Source organism: Candidatus Aeolococcus gillhamiae (assembly GCF_016464765.1).
Lineage (GTDB): Bacteria > Chloroflexota > Dormibacteria > Aeolococcales > Aeolococcaceae > Aeolococcus > Aeolococcus gillhamiae.
Window position 1 is genome coordinate 23,499 of record NZ_JAEKNS010000053.1, and the last position, 19,798, is coordinate 43,296.

A 19,798-nucleotide genomic window follows, 5' to 3' on the forward strand; every position below is an offset into this window, starting at 1 on the left:
GCACGCGGTCAACGTGTTCGCGCAGCCAGGGTCCTCAAGCGCCGTCCTCGCCGAGCAGCAGGCGTCGCCGGCCCGCTAGACGACGGGGCTAGGCGGGCGCCTTGGCGTAGCTGGCCGCACCCTGGAAGTCGACCTGGACGCAAGGCTCATCGCCGACCACCCAGGCGTCGTGGCCAGGCGCCGCCACGAACACGTCGCCGGGGCCGACGTTCGTCTCGGTGCCGTCGTCACTGCGGACGGTCATCCGTCCCGACGCCACGTAGGCGAGGTGGGCGACCTGGCAGCTGTCGGTACCCGCGATCGGCTTAACGTGCTCCGACCAGCGCCACCCGGGCTGGAACGTCGCCTTGCCGATCGGTCCGGCCTCGCTCTTGACGACCTCGAGCTTGCCCTTGCCGTCGGCGAACTGCCGGGTCTCGTCCGGCGAACCGAAGTCGAGCGTCTGTACTCCTGCCATGCCCATCTCCTCGTGCGTCTGCGTGCGCGTACCGGGTGCAGCGGAACGGATGGTAGCCCTCGGCCGGCGGCGTCAACAAGGGGGCCACGCGATCTACGCCCGTGCGTGGATTGTGAATTCATCGGCGTGGGTGACAGTCGCATAGACAGTGTGACCGTCCGCCGACGTCACGCTGACGTCGAGCGTGTACTTCCCCGCTGGGACGCCCTGCGTCCCCCACTCCACCGGCAGCATCTTGCGCTCGTGACTGCCGAAGCTGACGTGGTCGTAGAACACGCCCAGCACCGACCGTCCGCTGGCGTCGAAGATGGTGAACAGCACCCGGGTGGCCACCGCGCCGAGGTCACGGCCCTCGACCTGAGCCCACGGCCGCACCGAGGTGTGCCGGTCCGCCGTGACAACGCCGCTCACCCCGGTGTCGATGATGGTCACCCCGGCGCCGGCGTCGCCGAACCCGATAAAGCGACCGGCCGTGGTCAGGCCGACCTCCGACGGCACGTCGAGCGGGGTGCCGAGGCTCGCCACCAGGATGCCGAGCACCACACCCGCACCGGCGCCGACGCGGCGCGCGGTCCTGGCGGTGGTGGTCGTCGCCCACACCCCAACTCCTGTGCACACTCCCCCAAACCCCAGCACGAGCAGTGGCTGCGCGCCGTGAAGTCCCCAGCGCACCCACCCGGTCGTCTCGGTGAGCAGGCGCCCACGCAACATCGGCAGCCAGAGGTCGGTCAGCGGGTTGGCCACCCCCTCGAACGCGTTGGGCATGGTCACCGTCGCCACCGACGTCAGCGCGACCGACGGCACCATGAGCACAGCGGCCGCGTAGCGGAGGACCCGCGGGGCCAATCCCACCAGGACCGCGGCGAAGGGAAGCATGGGCATCAGGAAGCGGGGGCCCGGCGTGGCTCCACCGAACGGAAGGAAGTAGCCGCCGTTAAGCAGTAGGTACGCGCCGACCAGCGTCGCGCAGACCCCAACCTCCCAGCGCAGGCCACGGCCTCGGGCCGCCCAGAGCCCGGCGGGGGCGAGGGCGAGCCACGGCGAGTAGCGGAGCAACCCGCGGGTGCCGAAGAGGAGGTCCGCGATGGCGCCAGGACGTGGCAGCGTCACCCCGAGAATGCCCTTGCTCTGGCCGGCAGCGAAGCCGCCGTTGGCGAGGTGGGCGTAGCCGATGCTGAACGGGCCGCCGAACGAGACCCAGTTGTAGAGGAGCAGCAGCACGGCAAGAGGCGCCACCCCGGCGGCGAACAGCAACGGAGTGCGAAGTGCGGGCAGCAGCGGGCGCCGCAAATTGTTGAGGAGGGGACGCCGGAAGTTTGCCAGCACCGGTGGCCGGAAGAGCGGACGCACTGCGTAGGCCGCCATAGCCATGAGGCCGATGGCGGTCGAGACGTCGACGAGGACTGCCCAGCCGGCGCAAAAGCCTGCCAGCGCCGGCAACCAGCGACGCCCGGGGCTCTCGACGTGCCGCAAGAGGTAGAAGGCGGCGAACAGGAAGAAGGCAGCCGCCGCGTGGCCAAAGAACATCGTCGCGAACGGGAAGGCCATCGTGCCGAGCGCGTACGCGAGAGCCACGACAATAGCCCACCACTCCCCGACAAGAGGTCCGAGGAACCTGATCAGCAGGATCGCCAGCAGGGCCGTCGGGATGCCGCAGATGACGAACGCCAACACCTGGATGGTCACGCCCTCATCCGCCGCCGGCTGGTGGGTGACCAGTCGGATCAGCCGCATCACCCCGTACACCGGCGCCCCGAGGAACGCAGTGCCCGGCTCCTTGTCGGAGTAGTAGTGGCCCTTGTACACAGACTTGTCGCCAGTGTTGGCCTGGTTGCGGTCGATCTGGGTGGTGTGGTCGTCGACCAGCGCGACCACGAGGTCGTAGCGGCTGGGTTCGTTCCAGATCGGCGCCTGGTGAAAGTAGCCGAAGCAGAACACCAGGAACAGCCCGATGAGCAGCTGGCGGATGACCGCCGGCGTCAGGCGCGAAAGCATCGCGTCAGCTACCACTCCATGTCTGGAATGGGTACAGCGTCACGAACCAGTAGCCGAGGATGGCGACGTAGCCGAGCAGCGCCGCCCGCGGCAACCAGCGGCGTGAGAACAGCTCGGCCACCGCCAGGTACACCGCCGGCATGACGATGACCATGTAATAGAGGTACGAGGTGCGGTTCCCGTAGCTGCCGATCGGCGCGGCGGCGACGACGAAGGGAAGGAAGGTCGCCACGAACCAGGCCACGCAGAGGATCGAGAAGGAATCGCGGCGGCGCCACGCCTGCTCGGCGGCCAGGCACAGCGCGGGCACAGCGAGGAAGATGATCGCCGGGTTGATTTCCCCCCGGAACCACACCACCGGGTTGGTGGCGATCACCTTGCCGCCGGCCTCGACGTTGCTCACAACCTTGAAGTAGTCGATGGGCTGCAGGTCGAGCAGCCACTGCCATGGGTAGCTGGCGATCCCGGTGGGACCGCCGGGGTTGGTGAGCTTGCTCGCATAACAGAGCATGAAGCTGGTGTGCTGGACCGGGTTGTGAAAGCCGCTCGGCACCGTCGCGCAGCTCCCGGCGCCACCGATCGGGGAGACGAACAGGTCGAGCCCGAAGAGCACGGCCACGTACGTCACCAACCCGACGCCGGCGGTGGCGAGCGCTGGTAGAGCCCGTTCCCTGGCCACCTCGATGCGGCTGTGGCCGGCCTCCCCGAACAGGATGCGACCTGCCTCGAGCAGGACGATGATGAACACCGCGTCGCCCGCGACCAGCTTGGTGCACAGGCCGACGCCGACCACGATCCCGGCGAGCGCGGGGTTCCCGCGCAGGTAGAGCGCGAGAGCCACCAGCATGAACGTCACCACGAAGATGTCGAGGGTGGCGATCCGCCCGTGGACCAGCAGCAGGTTGTCGACCGCCATGAGGCTGGCGGCGCCCAGCGCGAGCCAGGAACCCCCACCGGCCTTTCTCACCAACCAGTACGTGGCCAGGATGGCGGCGCTGCCGAACAGGATCGGGAAGAGCCGCCAGCCCCAGGCGTTGTCGCCGAAGACCTTCATCGAGAGCGCGATGAGCAGTTTGGCCAGGGGCGGGTGCTCGGCATTGGGGTCGTGGCCGAGCAGCGCAGTCGCGTACGACGCGCCGGCCGGCGGGTGGATCCCGAGGATCACCCGGGCCGCGTTGACGTAGTAGGCCTCGTCGAAGATGAGCGAAGAGGTGTTGGTACTCGAGTCGACCGGGTTGGGCAGCTCCCAGAGCCGGCCGCCGAGTGAGAGGAGGCTGACCACGCCGAGCAGCCAGCGCGGCGCCACCGGGTGGCGGCGGTGGGCCAAGAACCAGCGCGCCGGGATCGTCGCCCTGCGGAAGGTGGTCACGACGCCTCGCTCTGACTGGGCTGACACTTGCCTGGGCCGCCCGCCGAGCCCGGGAGATCGTAAGCCCAATCGAGACGCTTGCGGTGTTCGGGTCGGAGTGTATAATGCGACTGGTTCACAAGACGGTTACAAATCGTCTGAAGCGTTTGCTACACTTGGGGGAATTCTGGTAGGGGCGCCAGCCGCGTTCGGTGCGAACGGGGCTGTGTTCTTGCCAGGAGTGTTTGATTGCCAATCCCGCCGCAGCGCGGGCAGGGTGCACGGGTAGAGGGACCGACTGATGCAGGTAGGGAATCTCCTCAAAAGAGGAGCAGGTAGAAGGGCTGTTGGCGCGACGATCGGCGCCGCCGGCCTGGTTTTCATCGGGCTCGGCACCGCTGGTGTCGGGACATTCAAGAGCACCTTGGCGACGGTGGTCGTCGCCGATCCCGGTTGCACACCCAGCACTGCCGGTCCGGGCACTGTCACCGTCTGCCTCAAGGAAGCGCACGAGGGCTTCACTGCCAGCTCGTTCACCGGCCACAGCTGCGACAACATCGACAATCGCGACCCGGCGCTCGACTACTTCGTCTTCGTGCTCCCCGCGGCCGGCGACCCGGGCAGGATCTTCACTGGCACTCCGAGCGTGACCTTCGACACCGGCGCGACCAGCGGCACGATCAACAGCAGCAACGCCAAGTTCTTCTTCGCCTCGGCTCCGCCGAGCGCGACGCTTCTCGAGGCTTCGTCCAGCGCCAACAATGGCACCGGAACCCCGACGGGCGGTGAGGCGCAGGTGTTCAACCTGACCCACACCTGCCCCGCCACAGCGACAACAACCACCACCACCAGCAGCACCACCACCAGCAGCCGCACGACCACGACCACGTCCAAAACAACCACGACCACCACGACGACCTCGCCGACAACCACCACCACTACCTCGAAGACCACCACCACGACGACGACGACGTCGCCGACCACAACCACAACCACGACCACGACCTCGCCGACGACCACCACCACGACCTCGAAGACCACCACTAGGACGACGACAACGTCGCCGACCACCACCACGAGGACGTCGCGGACTACCACCAGGACCACCAGGACCTCGCCGACGACCACCACGACATCGGGTGCCAGTGGGAACCTTTCCGCGACCACCACCAGCACCACCTCGTCCTCAGGCGCCGGTGGCGTCCTGGCGACCACCACACCGTCGACCGGTGCGGACACCGAGTTCGGAGCCGGTCTCGCCCTGCTCATCCTCGGTGGCGGCCTTGCCTTCAGCAGCACTCGCCTGCAGCGCAGGAAGCGGCAGTAAACCAACCTCAGATCCAGGCAGCCCGGGGGACGCGCTGAGCGTCCCCGGGCTTCTTTTTTGGCCGGATTTTGGTTGATCGAGCGTATACTTTCTGTTCGGAATCTCCCGCGTGGTGCCGGCCCCGATGGTCGGGATCCGTTCCTCGGGTTTCGGATGGTAGACAGACGACACGACGCAACTGACAACCGGCTTTTGGCGGCGTTGTCCGCCAGCAATCGCGATCGGGTCCTGGCCGTGGCCAAGCCCATCGACCTCGAGGTCAAGACGGTGCTGTTCGAGCCGGGGAAGCCCGTCGAGAACGTGTACTTCCCGCTGGACGGCGTGGTCTCGTTGGTCACTCCGCTCGAGGACGGCTCGATCGTCGAGGTGGCGACGGTCGGCAACGAGGGTGCGGTGGGCGTTCCACTCATCACCGGCGGCACGCTGGGCGTGCGAGCCATCTGCCAGGTGCGGGGAGATGGGCTGCTGCTCTCTGCGAGGGGTTTCCTGACCGAGCTGACTTCCAACGGCGGACTTCGTGAAGTGGTCGACAGGTATGTGCCGGCGCTGTTCGGACAGATCGCCCAGGCGGCGGCGTGCAACCGGCTACACACCAACGAGGAGCGCCTGAGCCGCTGGCTCCTCATGAGCCACGACAGGGTGGGCGTCGACGAGTTCTCCATCACCCACGAGTTCCTCGGACAGATGCTCGGCTCGCGCCGCGCCACCGTCACGCTGTCGGCTGGGATCCTCCAGGCAGCTGGGCTGATCCGCTACCACCGCGGGCGTCTCACCATCGTCGACCGCGAAGGTCTCGAGGAGGTGTCGTGCGAGTGCTACGCCGCCATCAAGCTCGAGCTCGACGGCGCGCTGACGGGCGCGGTGTTCACCAGCCCCAACTGAGGCTAGGCGACCAGCTGCGCGGGTCCCTACGCGACACGGTCCTGCGCGGCACATGCTTCCGCCGCCGCTCGGCGGCACCGCGTGACCTGAAAGGAACGACGATAAGGATGAGCACGAGGCTCGCGATCGGCACGAGCATTGCCGCGGTGGCGGCCCTGGCAGCCCACGGCGCGGACCAGGCCGTAGCCTCGAGCAGCGGCTGGGTATCCCGGTGGCTCGCGGACGGTGATCGCACACCCGGCTCGCGGTTCCGGTCAAGAGATTGGTGTTAGCGCGTCACCACCCTCAGCGCAGCGTGAACCTCAATCCACGGGTTACGGTTATCCGGAGCGTGCAACCGTCAGCAGATGCGCGGCAGCGGGTCCCCAATGAGCATGTCGACTACGCGGGTGCCGCCGAAGCCGGTGCGGATGAAAACCATGCCGTCCGGTTCGGCGCGGACTTCGCCGATGAGCGCCGCCTCCTGACCCTCGGGCCGCGAGCGCATCAGTGCCAGCGCACGCTGCGCGTCCTCGGCGGCCACCATCGCCACGAGCTTGCCCTCATTGGCGATGTACAGCGGGTCGATGCCGAGGATCTCGGCGACGCCGCGCACCACGTCGTGCACCGGCAGCGCGTCCTCGTCGATTGCCACGGCAAGTCCGGCCTGCTGGGCGATCTCGTTGAGCACCGTCGCCACTCCCCCACGGGTGGCGTCGCGCATGAAGTGCACGTCGATGCCGGCGTCGAGCAGCGCGCTGGTGAGTCCGTTGAGCGCCATGGTGTCGCTGGCCAGGGTGTCGGCCTCGAGGTCGACGTCGCCGCGGGCCAGCATGACCGTGGCACCGTGGTTGCCCATCGCTCCGCTGAGTAGCACCGCGTCACCGGCCTTCACGCGGTCGATGCCGAGACGGTCCGGCTCGGCGACGAGGCCGACCCCGGTGGTGGTGATGAACAGCTGGTCCGCCTTGCCACGAGGCACCACCTTGGTGTCGCCGGTGACCACGCTGACGCCCGCAGCGTCCGCGGCGCGGCGCATCGACTCCACGACGCGCCGAAGGACGGCGATGTCGAGGCCCTCCTCGAGTATGAATGCAGCGGACACGGCCAGCGGGATTGCTCCGCCGACGGCGAGGTCGTTGACCGTCCCGTTGATGGCCAGCTCGCCGATGTCACCACCCGGGAAGAAAAGCGGGCTCACCACGAAGCTGTCGGTGGTCATGGCCAGCCGCGCACCGTCGAGGCCGGGGACGCGGAGGATCGCCTGGTCGCCGAGCTGGGCAAGCACTGGGTTGTCGAGGATGTCCGCGAACACCGCGGCGGTGAGGGTGTGGCTCGCCTTGCCGCCGGCGCCGTGGCTCATGGTGATCGCGGTTTCGCGAAGCAACGGTCGGCGCTTGCGGATCTCCGCGATGCGCTCGAGGACGCGCTGCTCAGGGTCGGCGATGCGCGCGGCAGCCGCGCGAATGGCGGCTCCGCTGCCGGGGGCGGGCGCGGAGGTCTCGGTCATCCGGCTGCTCGCACCGGGATCGGGGTGAGCTCCTCGGCGTCGGCGAGCACGCGCTCACGGTCGCGGGCGCGCGAGTACCGGCCGAAGTTGTAGTAGGCGGCGCAGGCGCCCTCGGACGACACCATGCACGTGCCGATCGGCGTCTCCGGGGTGCACGCGGTGCCGAACACCTTGCATTCCCACGGCTTCAGCACGCCCTTGAGCACCTCACCGCACTGGCAGGACTTGGGGTCGGCGACGCGCAGGCCGGGGACGGTGAAGACGCGCTCGGCGTCGAACTCGGCGAAGTCGTCGTTGAGCTCGAGCGCGCTCTGGCTGATGAAGCCCAGCCCGCGCCATTCGAAGTGCGGGCGCAGCTTGAACACCCGGCCGAGCACCTCGAGTGCCTTGGGGTTGCCGTCGTCGTGGACGACGCGCTTGTACTGGTTCTCCACCTCGCAGCGGCCCTCGAGCACCTGGCGGATCACCATGTGCACGCCCTGGAGGATGTCGAGAGGCTCGAAGCCCACCACCACCACCGGCTTGCCGTACGTCGCGGTGACGAACTCGAAGGGTCGGATGCCCACCACCGTCGACACGTGGCCCGGGCCAAGGAAGCCGTCCAGGCGCAGGTCCGGCGAATCGAGGATCGCCTTCATCGGCGGGATGATCGTAACGTGGTTGCAGAACACGAAGAAGTTGCTGATCCCCTCGGCCTTGGCCCGGAGCAAGGTGAGGGCTGTCGAGGGTGCGGTGGTCTCGAACCCGATGGCGTAGAACACAACCTGCTTGTCCGGGTTCTCGCGCGCGATCTTCAGCGAGTCGAGCGGCGAGTACACCATGCGCACGTCGGCGCCGGCCGCCTTGGCGTCGAGCAGGCTGCCATCGCTGCCGGGGACGCGCATCAGGTCACCGAAGCACGTGAAGATGATGTCGTTGTCTCGCGCCAGGGCGATGCCGTCATCCAGCCGTCCCATCGGGATGACACAGACCGGACAGCCAGGGCCGTGCACCAGCTCCACGTTGCTGGGCAGCAGGTCCTCGATGCCGTACTTGAAGATGGTGTGAGTGTGCCCGCCGCACACCTCCATGATCTTCCAGTGCTTGTCGCCCGCCTCGTCGGCGATGCGCGCCGCCAGCGAGCGCGCCAGGTCGGCGTCGCGGAACTCGTCGGCGAACTTCATATCTCGGTCACCTGCTTGCGGTAGTCAGGCCCGACGAGCTCGAGCTCCATCGCCTCCGATTGGCGGATCTGCTGCAGCTCGTCGTCGTATGCGGGCCCCATCTCCTCCAGGATGCGCAGCGTCTCGTTGGCCTCGGCCTCGCTGATGGCGCTGAGCGCGAAGCCGACGTGGACGAGCACGTAGTCGCCGGGCTCGGCGGCGTCCTCACCGACCAGCAGCGAGGTGTTGACCTGGCGGCGAACCCCGCCCAGCTCGACCTTGCCGTAGTTGCGATCGGCGTCGACGTACTCCACCAGCTTGGCGGGAATCGCTAGGCACATGACGGGACCTCCGTGAGATGTCGCTGCACCAACTCGAAGAGGAGGTGGTACAGCGTCGTCTGCACCTCCTGGATGCGGTGGACGCTTGACGAGGGGACGGTGAAGAGGTGGTCGAGCGCGCCCTCGGCGCGCATGCGCCCGCCGTCATGGCCGGCGATGCCGACGGTGAGCATGCCCAGGCGCCTGCCCTCGCGGGCGGCGCGGACGAGGTTCTCGGAGTTGCCGCTGGTGGAGATCGCCAGGAGCACGTCGCCGGGCCGGCCGAGGGCGAGCAGCTGGCGCACGAACACGTCGTCAAAGCTGACGTCGTTGCCGATGGCGGTGACCACGGCGATGTCGGCGGTGAGGCAGAGCGCGCCGATGGGCGGGCGCGTCCCCGCGGGATGGAGGAGCTCAGCCACCATGTCGGCGGCGGACGTGGCGCTGCCGCCGTTCCCGCAGGCCAGCACCCGGCCCCCGGCCGCAACCGCGCTCGAGATGGCGCGCGCGCAGAGCGCGATGTCCTCGAGCGACGTGTCGAGCAGCCGGCGGCGCAACGCGTTGCTCTCCGCCGATTTCTGCAGCGGGGCACGGGCCAGCTCGGCGACCACCGCGGCGTCCACGGACGGCTGTTCGCTCAGCATCGGGTAGAGCAACTGCGAGAACGGGTCGTTTCGCTGCGTCACCGTGCCACCTCGAGCGTGCCCCGCTGCAGCGCGACCCCACCGTGCGCGAGGAGGTGGTCGCCCGGCATCACCCCGTCGAGCAGGTCGACGGCGACTTCGCAGGCGACGCCGTCATAGGTGGCCTGGGCGACGCTCGCGTCCGGGCTGACCGCCGTCACGACCACCTCGAGAAGCTGGTCGGAGCAGGTGATGCACACCTCGTCGTGGCACACGTTCTCACTCATCGGCGAACCTCCGCGATGCCGCGGTGGTTGAGCACGATGTGGGTCAGCTCCCAGAGCATGTGGTAGGTGGCGAGGTGAAGCTCCTGGGCCACCAGCGGATCCTCGCTGTCGACATGGAAGGTGTGCGTGGCGGCGACGCTGCTCACGCCTTCGGCGCCCGTGCTGAGCGCGATGGTGAGCATCGCCCCCTCCCCGGCAGCGCGGAGGCCGCGCACAGCGGCTGCGTCGTCGACGGAGGTGAGGAATGCGAGCGCGATGTCGCCGGGTCGGCCGAGGACGCGCAGTTGGTGCGCGTACACCTCGAGCGGAGCATTGCCGCCGAGGATGCCCGTCACCGTGCTGACGTCGTTGGTGAGCGACAGCGCCGGCAGGGCTCGGCAGCCCGGTAACACCGGGTGCACGTACTCGACCGAGTTGTGCTGCGCGTCCGTGGCGCCCGCTCCGGAGCCGAACACGAGCAGGGTGGCGCCGGCAAAGAAGCGGTCGGCCATGGCTGCGGCGCACTCGGCGAGCTCCTGCGCCACCGCGGCGAAGTACGCGTCGCCGGCCGTACACCGCGCGGCGACACCGTCGCGCAGGAACGCAAGGTCGACGTCGGTGGCGCTGCCGGCGCTGCTCATCACCGCCATCATGCCCATCCCTGGGGAGCCGCGTTGAACCGGGACGCGGCCACGAATGCCTGCCCCAGGCTGACCCCCCCGTCGTTGGCGGGCACGGCGTGGTTGGTGTACGCGGTGAGCGATCGCGCCCGCAGCAGCGCGGTGGTACGCGTCAGCAGGAGCGCGTTCTGGAAGACGCCTCCGCTGAGCGCCACCCGAGTGACGCCGCTGGCCTCGGCGAGGTCTGAGCACGCAGAGGCCGCGCCCGCAGCCAGGCTCTCGTGGAACGTCGCCGCCAGCTGGCCGACGTCACGGCCTGCCCTCTGCTGCGCGACGAGTTCGGCCACCAGGACATGCGTGTCCAGCACCATCGGGCTGCCGTGGTGCTGCACGGGGATGGCCGCCACCGAGCCGACCGGGACTGTGCGCGCCAGCGCCTCCAGGCGCATCGCCGCCGACGCCTCGAAGCTCGAGGTGTGGGCCACTCCGAGCAGGCTGGCGACGGCGTCGAAGAGCCGGCCGGCGCTGGTGCTGACCGGCGCGGTGGCCGTGTCGCCGGCGGCCGCGACGCGGCTCACCAGGCGCCAGCGGCGTTCGTCGGGAGCGCCCTCGCCGGGGGGGAACCAGGCAGGCACCTCGCTCTCGTCCAGGCCGGCGGCGCGCAGGTAGGCGATCGCCATCCGCCAGCCCTCGCGCGCGCAGCGGTCGCCACCGGGTTGGACGACGGGGGCGAGGTGGCCGACGCGGCGGTAGCCCGTCTCGTCGCAGAGCAGGAACTCGCCGCCCCAGATGGTGCCGTCCTCGCCGAAGCCGGTGCCGTCGAAGGCGACGCCGAGCACCGGGCCGCGCAGCTGGTGCTCGGCCATGACGCTGGCGATGTGGGCGTGGTGGTGCTGGACGCGTTCCGGGCGAGCCCCATCCTGCCACCAGCCTTCGGCGAGGTGCGTCGAGGCGTAGTCGGGATGCAGGTCGGCGGCGACCGCGCTGGGAACAGCGCGGAACAGACGCAGGTAGGTGGTGAGCGCCTCGCCCTGATGGGCCAGGCTCTGGGGGTGGTCAAGGTCACCGATGTGCGGCCCCATGAACGCGCGGCCGTCGCGCACGACGCAGAACGTGTTCTTCAGGTGCGCCCCCAGGGCCAGCACCGGTGGCGACGTCGTGTCCACCGCCAGCTCCACCGGCAGCGGGCAGTAGCCGCGGGCGCGCCGCACCACGTGCTCCTGGCCGTCGACGACGCGCACCACGGAGTCGTCGTAGCGCGCGTAGATCTCGCGGTCGTGCAGCAGAAAGGCGTCGGCGATGGATCCGAGCCTGGTGACGGCTTCGTCGTTGTCCTTGGCGATCGGTTCATCGCTGACGTTGCCGCTGGTCATCACCAGGGGGGCGCCGACCAGGTCGAGCAGGAGGTGGTGCAGCGGCGTGCTCGGAAGCATGACACCGACCTCGTGGAGGCCCGGCGCAACGGCGGCGGCGATGCCATCGCATTCAGGGGCGCGCCTGCGGCGCAGCAACACGATCGGGCGCGCGCTGCTCATCAGCGCCGCGGCCTCGGCGTCATCGACGACGGCGATGGCGCGAACCGCTTCGAGGTCCGCGGCCATGACCGCGAACGGCTTGTCGGGCCGATGCTTGCGCACCCGCAGCCGGCGCACCGCGGCGTCGTCGTTGGCCATCACGGACAGCTGGAATCCGCCCAAGCCCTTGACCGCGACTATCGATCCCGTCAGCACCGCATGAGCTGCCGCGGCCACACCGTCACCGGCGCGCTCGATCCCGCCGCGGTCGGCGAGCCAGGCGCGCGGCCCGCACTCGGGACAGGCGTTGGGCTGGGCGTGAAAACGACGGTTCGATGGATCCGCGTACTCCGCCGTGCAGGGCGCGCACATCTGGAAGTGGCGCATGGTGGTGAGCGCGCGGTCGTACGGGACGTCCTCGATGATCGTGAACCGCGGCCCGCAGTTGGTGCAGTTGATGAAGGGGTAGCGGTGCCGCCGGTCAGACGGGTCGAACAGCTCGGCTAGGCAGTCCGCGCAGGTAGCGGCGTCGGGAGAGATCGGCTGGTACGCCCCGTCGACCGCGCGGCTCTCGAGGATCACGAAGCCCTGCTCGCCGCGAGCGGTCATCGTGGTCGAACTCATCCGCTCGACGCGTGACAGTGGGGGGGCGAGGCTGATGAGCTCCGCCCCGAAGCTGTCGAGGCGCGCCCTGGTGCCCTCGACCTCGACGACCACCGCCCCGGACGTGTTGCACACCGAGCCGGCGAGCTGGTGGCGTTGGGCGAGCGTCCAGACGAACGGACGAAAGCCGACGCCCTGCACGACCCCGTGCACGGTGTACCGCCGACGCTCGCTCGTCCCCTCGAGCCGACGGGCGCGCGACTGGGGCGCGCTCGTCGCCATCGCCGTCATGGGCTGCCTCGCTCCATCCGACCCGATTACATGGTCCGCATGCGCAGGTAGCGCTTCAGATCCTTGCCGCCGAGCGCGGCTGCGCCGGCGACTGCCACCGCCACCAGGAGAAGTACCTTCTTCATCGCGTCACCTCCGTGTACTGGCTGCTGTTGGACTCACAACCATGCGGGATGCACTGGCAGCTCGCCCAGTTCATGGGAATGCTCATGAGGTGCCTCGACAACCTCGGCGTCCGCACGGCGGAGGACCTCCGGGTTGTCACCGCCGACCTCGACCTCGTCGACAAGAAGGCGTGCGCCGGGCACAGTGCGGACGTCCAGGACCGCCCCCGTCGCGTTGGTGCCGTCGGCGATCAGCTCGAAGCTGAAGCTCAGCGACTCTGCGCTCACCGCCTGCTGCTCGCCCGCGGATACGGCGACTCGCCGCACCCGACGATCGCCGGCGATATCCAGCGCTGTGTCGAGGATCGCCTGGGCAAGGCCCATCTCATGCATGGTCGATCACATCGTGCGCATCCGGATGTAGCGGCGCAGGTCACCGAGCGACAGCAACAGACCGAGCACGATCAGGACCCCGATGGCGATGAGGACCCATGTCCACCATGTCATGTCGACACCCCCTGTTCCCACTGATCCGATGCGGCGGCTGCCGCAGGGATTGCCATGGCTTGGAGCGAATCACGCACCACCCGCTCGACGGTGTCCACCGCCTGCGGGACCGCGGCCGCCACGACGGCGCTCAGCTCCATCTGCCCGATGTTCTCGGGCCCGAAGGTCTCGGGCTCACAGCCCACCACGAACACCTGGCCCATGGTGCCGCCCATGGTGCGCACCAGGTGAAAGACGGCCGCGGGCGTCATTAGGTGGCCCTGGAAGGCGCCTTGCCCGTGGTCCGGGTCGGCGTCGACATCCGGCAGGTTGGCATCGGGGTCTGCGTCGATGACGTAGACGGTGCCGGGCGCGTCGCCGCGCTGTGTGGCGTCGATGAGCACCACCGTCGTGTAGCCCTCAAGGATCTCGTAGGCGAGGTCGTACCCGCGGATGCCGTAGTCACCCACCTTGACGTCCTCGCCGGCGAGGGAGCCGCGGCGCAGCATCTCCTGCGCTACCTCGACGCCGAAGCCGTCGTCGCCGAGGAAGATGTTGCCGATGCCGGCGACGAGCACGCGTGCCGTCATCTCCCCTCCCCCGCTGCCACGGCCTCGACGTCATCGAGCGTGTAGAAGAAGCGGTGGCCCGGCTGGCGGAGCATGCCGAGGTCCGCGCCGGGGTCATCGTTGATGGTCACCGCCAGATACACGACATCCTCGTAGTCCTGCTCGATGGACTCGATGGTGGCGATGCGGCCGCGCAGCACGATGTCGAGCGCGTCGGCGTTGCGCTTGGGCGCCAGACGCACCTGGTCGCCGATGTGCAGCGTGCCCCCGTGCCAGCGCACTGACTCACGCGCCGGGCGCTCGGAGAACGGATCGTCACCCAACGCAGCCCAGGGATTGTGCTCGGTCATTCCGTACCACCGATCCGCGGTGCCGTTGAGCGCAGCGTGCCGTGCATGCGCATGAAGTCGTCCCCGGTGAGGGACTCGGTGCGCTCGAGGATGGCGCGGGCGCGCTCATCCGCACCGCGCATCTCCGCTTTCTCCGCGTCGGTGAGGGTGAGGATACGCAGCGAGAGGATCTCGTCGATCTCCGTGGAGTCGAACAGCTCACCGGCGGACTCGGGGGCCAGTTGCGGGTGATCCTCGAGGATGATCGGCGAGGCCAGCACGGTGTCGTCAGAGCCCGGTGCGCCGACGAGGATTGGCCACAGGCCGGTGTTGACGCAGTCGCGCGCCAGCTGCACCGCGTCCGCCGGCGGGTCGGCGAGCGACAGCCACGCACCGTTCTTGGTGCCGAGGACGACGTGGGTGGACAGCAGGGCGTGACGCAGTGCCGCCTCGCGATCGGCCACGTCGGCGGCGGTCACCGTGGTGACGTTGGTGATCGCCACGCGCAGCCTGGCGATGTCGGGGCTCACCCGCGTCGCGGAGATGTCGACCGCGACGGTCAGCGGCTGGTGGGCGCGCACCAGCGCGCCGGCGACGAGGCCGTCCTCGCCGCGCAACCATTCCACCTGCTCACCCGCGTCGACGCTCACGGTCAGACCGCGCGGCTCGGCCAGCAGCGAGCGGAGGGTGGATGTGCCGGCCTCCAGGCGCCGCTCGGCGGCCTCCTCCCAAGTGCGCTGGATCCGTCCGTCGAGCTCGAAGGCGTCGACGGGACGAAGGCTCGCCGCGTCAGCCGGAGCATCCGCCGCGGGGGGCTCGAGGCGCGCGGCGGTCCGCGCCACGGCGTGCAGAAAGCGCACGGTGACGTCGACGGTGGCGTCGTCGCCGCCGCGCAGCAGGCACTCGGTGGTGGCGGCCCACGGCTCGGCGCCCACGACAGCCTCGCTGTACTCGCGCGGGTACACCCCGCCGAACGTCCAGCGCACCTGGTTCTTCACCGAGCTCGGCCGGTATGGGTAGAGGAGGTAGCCCTCGTACAGGGTGGCGGCGACGATGCGGTCGACGAGCTCGCGGTTCACGGCACCGCCTCGGCGCTCGCCTTCTCGAGCAGCTCGTCGACGACCGTCTCCCAGGTGGGCACAGCGCGCCTGGCCTTGTAGCGGTACAGCCGGTCGAAGACGTCGCGGCGCAGGCACAGCCAGGCGCCGTCCGGGTAGTGGCGGTCCATGAGCTCGCTCCAGACCGACACGGGGAGGCGGAAGCGCGCCTCCTTGCTCCAGGAGATGCGCTCGGTCATGAGCGCGCCTGCACTGTCGCGGTAGAACACGGTGCCGCTGAACTGGAACGTGAGCGGCACGTCGCCGTTCTCGAGCGCGAAGAAGTATTTGGTGGGCGCCATGCTCAGGTCGAAGCTCGTCGGCACCGCGAGCTTCACCGTCGTCGTCCCCTCGAAGCCGGGGACGACCATGGCGGCGTGGGTCCAGAGCATCGTCTTCAAGGACGTGCCCCAGCGCTCCGGCGTACCGAAGAGGTCGAGCAGCGCCTCCTTCTCGCTGGCGGCGTAAGGACGCCGCACCGCCTCGATCATGATCTGGCAGCTCAGCGCGATCGTGTCGATGTCGCGACCGTCCGCCTCCTCGACGCGCAGCCCGAACTCCAGCAGCGGCGTCAGGGAACCGTCCACGGCGGTGACGTCCTCGATGGCGAAATCCAGGTCAGGCACGGACCAGCCCCTGGGCCGGCTTGGAGCGCGCCGCGCCGCGCAGCTCGTCGAAGAAACCGCCGACGCGCGCCCACACCTCAGTGCCGCCAGACAGCCCGCGCCAGTGCACACGCAGCAGCCCGACCAACTCGTAGCAGCGATCAATCGGCGCGATGAAGTAGTCGCGACGATCACCGACGCGGTTGATGAGCAGCGCCTCCACGTCGGGCAGCAGGGACGAGAGCGTGGAGTTGGCCTCGAGCAGCTCACCCCACCCTTCGAGCGTCAGCAGCGACTCGGTCGCTCCAGCCGGGCTTGGGTAGTACGCGTGCAGCTCACCGGACGGTGCACTGGTGAGCAGGAAGGCCATCTTGACCGGGATGGCCAGGGAATCCCACATCGAGTCGGTCATGACGAAGTCGGTGAGCGACCAGAGGCGGCGCGGCACGCGACGGAAGCGCTTCTGTGCCTCGACCGGGAAGAGCAGAGCGCACGCTGTGCAACTGCACATCAGCTGCCGTTCCTCCGGCTCGAGCAGGTGCTCATGGTACGGATGCGGCGCAATGCCCTCTGCGCAGAGCTCGCATCGCTCCGCCGGCTCGCGCTCCTTGACGAACCGCCGGAGAATCTCCAGCGACGGCTCAGCCTGCTGGCCCACCTCCGTTCACCGCGACCCGGCGGCGGCGCCTGCCTGCGGCGACGCCATCTGCAGCGGGACCAGGCATTCGATCGTGGGGGGGCCGGGTGGCGGCGGGCTCATCCCCTCCACCTCGATGCCGGCGAGCTCCGGCGCCGCTTCGTAGAGCGCCTTCTCGACGGCGGCCTTCATGGTGAGCTCGGAGGATGGACATCCCTCGCAGCTGCCTTTGAGTCGCAGCCGGACGACGTCGTCCTCGATGCCGAGCAGCTCGACGTCGCCCTTGTGGCCGTGCATGATCGGCCGCACCGACTCCAGCGCCTGCTCGACGCGCTCGGTGAGCGAGACGGGGTGGAGGTCGTGGACGAGCAGCACGCTGCGCACCAGCTCGTCTGCCGCGAAGTCACCAAACAGAGCAGCGCCGCCGTCAGGCTGCTCCGCGACCGCATCGAGGATGCGATGCAGCGCGTCGCCGTGCAGCTCGAGGACCGCGCCGATCAACTCCTCAACACGTGCGCGCGCTGCCGCGTCGGGGAGCTGCTGCAGCTCCCCGACCAGCTCGTCGATCCGCGCCATCCGTCCCGCGAACTCTCCATCAGGGCCGCCGGACGGCGGGCTGTACGCAGCGGCTGTCAGTGGGTGCCACCAAAGGTGGGCGAGTGCTTGCGCTCCAACACCTTGCCATCGCCGAGGTACATGTGCACCCCGCACGGGAGGCAGGGATCGAAGCTGCGCACGGCGCGCATGATGTCGATTCCCTTGAAGTTGTCGGGGCCGTTCTCCTCGAAGATCGGCGTGTTCTGCACCGAGTCTTCGTACGGTCCCGGCGTGCCGTAGCTGTCCCGTGGGGTCGCGTTCCACGGGGTCGGCGGGTAGGGGTGGTAGTTGGCGATCTTGCCCTCGCGGATGACCACGTGGTGCGACAGGACGCCGCGGACAGCCTCGTGGAAGCCGCAGCCGATGGCCTCGTCCGGCACCTCGAACGGGGTGAACGTGTCGGTGCGCCCGGCGTGCAGCTCCTCGAACGCCTTCTCGATGAAGTGCAGCGCCGCCGCCGCCGAGTACGCTTGGAAGTAGGTGCGCGCGCGGTCACGCTCGATGGCGTTGCTCCACTTGGGCACGTGCCACTCGAACTCCACCTCGGGCTTGGTCTGCGTCTTGGGCAGGTAGATCTTGGTGCTGTGGCCAGTCGCCTTGACGTAGCCGAAGTCCACGAGCCCGGCCAGGGAGGTGGCCAGCAGCCGCGCGAAGGCGCCGCCGCCGGTGTCCATAGCGAGGTGCTCGCCGTTGTGGAGCCAGCGCGGGCACATCACCCAGCTGTACTTGTCGTCGAAGTCGCGCTTCTGCGGCCGCGGCAACGTGGTCTGGTTCCACGGGTGACGCTGGTCGACGGGGTTGCCGAGCGGATCCTTGGTGACGAACGTCTCCGAGTTTGCCCAGTCGTCGTAGTACGAGTGGCCGAGCAGGATGCGGATGTTGAGGTTGATGTCCACCAGGTCCGTGGTGACCAGCTTGCCGTCGACCACGCACCCTGGGGTGACGAACATCGCCTTGCCCCACTCGCCCATGCGCTTGTAGGTGTAGTCGCACACCGCCGGGTCATTGAACGAGCCCCAGCAGACAGTGTCCATGCGGCGCCGCCCGACCTCCTCGTACCCGGGGAGCGCCTCGTAGAAGAAGTCGAAGATGTCGTCGTGCAGCGGCACGACCTTCTTCATGAACTCCACGTACTTCATCAGACGCACGAGGTAGTCGGTGAAGAGCTGCACCGTGGGGACCGTGCCGACGCCGCCCGGGTACAGGGTGGACGGATGGACGTGTCGTCCCTCCATCAGGCAGAACATCTCGCGCGTGTAGCGGCTGACGTGCAGCGTCTCGCGGTAGAACTCACCGGTGAAGGGGTTGAGCGCGCGCATGATGTCGGCGATGGTTCGGTAGCCGTGGTCACCGGCGTGAGGCGAGGGCGTGTTCTCGGCCTTGGCCAGGACGCTCGGGTTGGTCTCCTTCACCATCTGCTCGCAGAAGTCGACCATCAGCAGGTTGTCCTGGAAGATGTTGTGGTCGAACATGTACTCGGCCGCTTCACCGAGGTTCACGATCCACTCTGCGATGGCCGGGGGCTTGATGCCGAAGGCCATATTCTGCGCGTAGGTCGCGCAGGTGGCGTGGTTGTCGCCGCAGATGCCACAGATACGGCTGGTGATGAAGTGCGCGTCGCGCGGGTCCTTGCCCTTCATGAAGATGCTGTAGCCGCGGAAGATCGACGACGTGCTGCGACAGTCGGCGACAACGCGGTTGGCGAAGTCGATCTTGGTGAAGATGCCGAGGCTGCCGACGATGCGCGTGATCGGGTCCCAGGAGACCTCGGTCAATGTTCCAGATTTTGGGGTCCCCCCCTTCTGCATGACTGTCGCCATCGGTGGTTTTCTCCTAACTTCTACGAAGGACGGTTGAAGGACTTGGCGACGCCGCCGGTCTGCGGCTTGTAGCCGGTGGTCAGCTCAGGCCTGTTGTGGCGCCACTTCGGTTCCTTGTTGACCGTGTTGTTGGTCATGGTGCGCAGACCGCGGATCGTCTTTCCGTAGGTGGCGATGGCTTTCGATGAGATCTTGGCGCCGGGCGGCTCGTCCATGAACGGCATGAACTTGTCGGGGAAGCCCGGCATCGTGCAGCCGATGCAGATGCCGCCGACGTTCGGACAACCGCCGATGCCGGCCATCCAGCCGCGCTTGGTCACGTTGCAGTTGACGACCGGTCCCCAACAGCCGAGCTTCACGATACATTTCGGAGAGCCGTACTCGTGAGCGAAGTCGGCTTGCTCGTAGTAGCCGGCGCGGTCACAGCCCTCGTGGACAGTTTTGCCGAATAGCCACGTCGGCCGCAGCGCTTTGTCCAACGGAATCATCGGCGCCAGTCCTGCCACCTGGTAGAGCAGGTAGAGCAGCGTTTCCATGAAGTTGTCTGGCTGGACAGGGCAGCCCGGTACGTTGACGATGGGAATGCCGGCCTTGGAGCGCCAGTCCCAGCCAAGGTAGTCGGCCAGACCCATGCAGCCGGTCGGATTGCCGGCCATCGCATGAATGCCGCCGTAGGT

22 protein-coding genes are annotated in these 19,798 nt (G+C 68.5%); 1 reads left to right on the forward strand and 21 read right to left on the reverse strand.

Annotated features, from left to right (window positions below; genetic code table 11):
* Nucleotides 1-88: 88 nt before the first annotated feature.
* From JF886_RS04670 to JF886_RS04685, 4 genes are all read right to left on the reverse strand, one after another.
* Entirely contained in the window at nucleotides 89-457 is a 369-nt protein-coding gene (locus tag JF886_RS04670; RefSeq protein WP_337310086.1) for a cupin domain-containing protein, read from the reverse strand.
* A 93-nt stretch (nucleotides 458-550) separates the two neighbouring features.
* Nucleotides 551-2,452: a hypothetical protein gene (locus JF886_RS04675; RefSeq protein WP_337310088.1), complete on the reverse strand. Its 1,902-nt coding sequence runs from the start codon at nucleotides 2,450-2,452 to the stop codon at nucleotides 551-553.
* A gap of 4 nt (nucleotides 2,453-2,456) precedes the next feature.
* Nucleotides 2,457-3,821, reverse strand: a complete 1,365-nt coding sequence (locus tag JF886_RS04680) for a glycosyltransferase family 39 protein (RefSeq protein WP_337310090.1) — start codon at nucleotides 3,819-3,821, stop codon at nucleotides 2,457-2,459.
* A gap of 561 nt (nucleotides 3,822-4,382) precedes the next feature.
* Complete coding sequence (locus tag JF886_RS04685) at nucleotides 4,383-5,039, reverse strand: hypothetical protein (RefSeq protein ID WP_337310092.1); 657 nt, start codon at nucleotides 5,037-5,039, stop codon at nucleotides 4,383-4,385.
* A 322-nt stretch (nucleotides 5,040-5,361) separates the two neighbouring features.
* Between JF886_RS04685 and JF886_RS04690 the strand changes: the two genes are divergently transcribed.
* The gene (locus tag JF886_RS04690; RefSeq protein WP_337310094.1) at nucleotides 5,362-6,009 is read left to right on the forward strand and encodes a Crp/Fnr family transcriptional regulator; all 648 of its coding nucleotides are present in this window, start codon (nucleotides 5,362-5,364) and stop codon (nucleotides 6,007-6,009) included.
* Between the two features lie 340 nt (nucleotides 6,010-6,349).
* Here the strand turns inward: JF886_RS04690 and hypE are convergent, their stop codons facing one another.
* The 17 genes from hypE to JF886_RS04770 form a co-directional block, all read right to left on the reverse strand.
* Entirely contained in the window at nucleotides 6,350-7,498 is a 1,149-nt protein-coding gene (hypE, locus tag JF886_RS04695; protein WP_337310096.1) for a hydrogenase expression/formation protein HypE, read from the reverse strand.
* Nucleotides 7,495-8,661 (reverse strand): hydrogenase formation protein HypD, encoded by a 1,167-nt coding sequence (gene hypD, locus JF886_RS04700; RefSeq protein WP_337310097.1) that lies wholly within the window; start codon nucleotides 8,659-8,661, stop codon nucleotides 7,495-7,497. Before hypD ends, hypE begins: the two co-directional genes overlap by 4 nt.
* Nucleotides 8,658-8,981, reverse strand: coding sequence for a HypC/HybG/HupF family hydrogenase formation chaperone (locus JF886_RS04705; protein ID WP_337310098.1), 324 nt, complete (start codon nucleotides 8,979-8,981; stop codon nucleotides 8,658-8,660). Before JF886_RS04705 ends, hypD begins: the two co-directional genes overlap by 4 nt.
* Complete coding sequence (locus JF886_RS04710; protein WP_337310099.1) at nucleotides 8,972-9,646, reverse strand: D-sedoheptulose-7-phosphate isomerase; 675 nt, start codon at nucleotides 9,644-9,646, stop codon at nucleotides 8,972-8,974. The genes JF886_RS04705 and JF886_RS04710 overlap by 10 nt, the downstream gene beginning before the upstream one ends.
* Nucleotides 9,643-9,870: a HypC/HybG/HupF family hydrogenase formation chaperone gene (locus JF886_RS04715; protein WP_337310100.1), complete on the reverse strand. Its 228-nt coding sequence runs from the start codon at nucleotides 9,868-9,870 to the stop codon at nucleotides 9,643-9,645. The genes JF886_RS04710 and JF886_RS04715 overlap by 4 nt, the downstream gene beginning before the upstream one ends.
* On the reverse strand, nucleotides 9,867-10,490 hold the full coding sequence (locus JF886_RS04720; RefSeq protein WP_337310101.1) for a D-sedoheptulose-7-phosphate isomerase: 624 nt from the start codon (nucleotides 10,488-10,490) through the stop codon (nucleotides 9,867-9,869). The genes JF886_RS04715 and JF886_RS04720 overlap by 4 nt, the downstream gene beginning before the upstream one ends.
* 8 nt (nucleotides 10,491-10,498) lie before the next feature.
* Nucleotides 10,499-12,877, reverse strand: coding sequence for a carbamoyltransferase HypF (gene hypF / locus JF886_RS04725; protein ID WP_337310102.1), 2,379 nt, complete (start codon nucleotides 12,875-12,877; stop codon nucleotides 10,499-10,501).
* A gap of 158 nt (nucleotides 12,878-13,035) precedes the next feature.
* Complete coding sequence (locus tag JF886_RS04730) at nucleotides 13,036-13,374, reverse strand: hydrogenase maturation nickel metallochaperone HypA/HybF (protein WP_337310104.1); 339 nt, start codon at nucleotides 13,372-13,374, stop codon at nucleotides 13,036-13,038.
* Nucleotides 13,375-13,380: 6 nt separating this feature from the next.
* Nucleotides 13,381-13,488 carry a DUF6893 family small protein gene (locus JF886_RS16910; protein WP_502711396.1) on the reverse strand — a complete coding sequence of 36 codons (108 nt, stop codon included), beginning with the start codon at nucleotides 13,486-13,488 and terminating at the stop codon, nucleotides 13,381-13,383.
* Nucleotides 13,485-14,057 (reverse strand): hydrogenase maturation protease, encoded by a 573-nt coding sequence (locus JF886_RS04735; RefSeq protein ID WP_337310106.1) that lies wholly within the window; start codon nucleotides 14,055-14,057, stop codon nucleotides 13,485-13,487. Before JF886_RS04735 ends, JF886_RS16910 begins: the two co-directional genes overlap by 4 nt.
* On the reverse strand, nucleotides 14,054-14,386 hold the full coding sequence (locus JF886_RS04740) for a hypothetical protein (protein WP_337310107.1): 333 nt from the start codon (nucleotides 14,384-14,386) through the stop codon (nucleotides 14,054-14,056). Before JF886_RS04740 ends, JF886_RS04735 begins: the two co-directional genes overlap by 4 nt.
* The gene (locus JF886_RS04745; RefSeq protein WP_337310108.1) at nucleotides 14,383-15,444 is read right to left on the reverse strand and encodes a hypothetical protein; all 1,062 of its coding nucleotides are present in this window, start codon (nucleotides 15,442-15,444) and stop codon (nucleotides 14,383-14,385) included. The genes JF886_RS04740 and JF886_RS04745 overlap by 4 nt, the downstream gene beginning before the upstream one ends.
* Complete coding sequence (locus tag JF886_RS04750; RefSeq protein ID WP_337310110.1) at nucleotides 15,441-16,088, reverse strand: DUF6084 family protein; 648 nt, start codon at nucleotides 16,086-16,088, stop codon at nucleotides 15,441-15,443. The genes JF886_RS04745 and JF886_RS04750 overlap by 4 nt, the downstream gene beginning before the upstream one ends.
* Nucleotides 16,081-16,725 carry a DUF5947 family protein gene (locus JF886_RS04755; RefSeq protein ID WP_337310112.1) on the reverse strand — a complete coding sequence of 215 codons (645 nt, stop codon included), beginning with the start codon at nucleotides 16,723-16,725 and terminating at the stop codon, nucleotides 16,081-16,083. Before JF886_RS04755 ends, JF886_RS04750 begins: the two co-directional genes overlap by 8 nt.
* Before the next feature lie 6 nt (nucleotides 16,726-16,731).
* Nucleotides 16,732-17,280 (reverse strand): NifU family protein, encoded by a 549-nt coding sequence (locus tag JF886_RS04760; RefSeq protein WP_337310114.1) that lies wholly within the window; start codon nucleotides 17,278-17,280, stop codon nucleotides 16,732-16,734.
* Nucleotides 17,281-17,336: 56 nt separating this feature from the next.
* Entirely contained in the window at nucleotides 17,337-19,121 is a 1,785-nt protein-coding gene (locus tag JF886_RS04765; protein WP_337310116.1) for a nickel-dependent hydrogenase large subunit, read from the reverse strand.
* Between the two features lie 20 nt (nucleotides 19,122-19,141).
* Nucleotides 19,142-19,798: NADH-quinone oxidoreductase subunit B family protein (locus JF886_RS04770; protein WP_502711397.1), on the reverse strand; the 657-nt coding region annotated here is incomplete at its 5' end.